The following is a 1,261-nucleotide window of genomic DNA, read 5'->3' on the forward strand; positions in this document are numbered from 1 at the left end:
GGCGGATTCCAGCGGTCGTTGCAACACGCGTCCTAAGCTGCTGATTCTTCCAGAATTTGCTCGAGGGCTTGTGCGGGGGTTTTCCAGCCGAGTGTTTTGCGTAGGCGGCCGTTGAGCCCGGCGGCGGCGTAGTCGAGGTCCTCACGCGTGACGGTGGTCAGGTCCATCCCTTTGGGGAAGTACTGGCGCAAGAGCCCGTTGGTGTTCTCGTTCGTGCCGCGCTGCCAGGGCGAGTGAGGGTCGCAAAAGTACACATCCGCTCCGGTGGCGACCTTGACGCGGTCATGGATTCCGACCATCTCCGCGCCCTGGTCCCAGGTCAGGGACCGGCGCAAGTGGGCGGGCAGCATGGGCAGGGTTTCCTGGATGGCGGCCAGCACCTGCTCGCCGGTGTGGCCGTTGGGCAGGTGCAGGAGCATCACGAAGCGGCTGCTGCGTTCCACTAGCGTTCCGATCGCCCCGGTGCCGGGGGTGCCGATGACCAGGTCGCCCTCCCAATGTCCGGGAACGGCCCGATCATCGGCCTCCGCCGGGCGCTCACTGATCAGCAGCTCCTTCGGGACCCGTGGCTTCCGCATCCCGGCCCGCCGGTTTGGTTGGCGCACCGCACGCCCGGTCCGCAGGGCCGCGGAGAGCTCGGCTCTCAGCCCGCCGCGGCCCTGGATGTAAATGCACTGATAGATCGTCTCCGGGCTGATGCGCATGCTCTCATCATCAGGGAAATCGATCCGCAGCCGGACACTGATCTGCTCCGGAGACAACCGCTCACGGGCCGTCAGCATCCCGGCAACGTAGAGCGCCAGGGCCTCATTGGATGCCAGCTTCCGGGCCTTGGGCCGCCGTGCCAGCTTCTGGGCCCGGTTCTGGGCCGCGGACGCCAGGTAGGGGCGTTGGCCCCCGTTGCGGACGTTCCGGGCCAGCTCCCGGCTAATGGTGGACGGGCTCCGGCCCAGACGACGGCCGATCTCGCGCGCACTGCACCCTTCCGCGCGCCACACAGCGACCAACTCACGCTCATCAAAGGACAGGTACCGCCCACACGGGGGCGCAATCGAAGGATCCACCCCACCATGCTGACGGACGATCCCGCGCGCCGCCGTAGCGGAAAGCCCGGCAACCTCCGCGGCCACCTCATCGGACAACCCGGAAGACCTCGCCTCCCAGAACACCCGCACAACCTCACGCAACACCTCAGGCCGACCAAAACGTCCCACAACACCACCAATCACTCAGGTGTTGCAACGACCCCTAGAACCTGCCG

At 66.9% G+C, this 1,261-nt stretch carries 1 protein-coding gene; it reads right to left on the reverse strand.

Annotated features, from left to right (window positions below; genetic code table 11):
* Positions 1-32: 32 nt before the first annotated feature.
* The gene (locus ACTHQX_RS21670; RefSeq protein ID WP_440159299.1) at positions 33-1,229 is read right to left on the reverse strand and encodes an IS30 family transposase; all 1,197 of its coding nucleotides are present in this window, start codon (positions 1,227-1,229) and stop codon (positions 33-35) included.
* Positions 1,230-1,261 lie beyond the last annotated feature (32 nt).

The sequence above is a fragment of the Arthrobacter sp. SAFR-023 genome (assembly GCF_051965295.1).
In the GTDB taxonomy this organism is placed as follows: Bacteria; Actinomycetota; Actinomycetes; order Actinomycetales; family Micrococcaceae; genus Arthrobacter.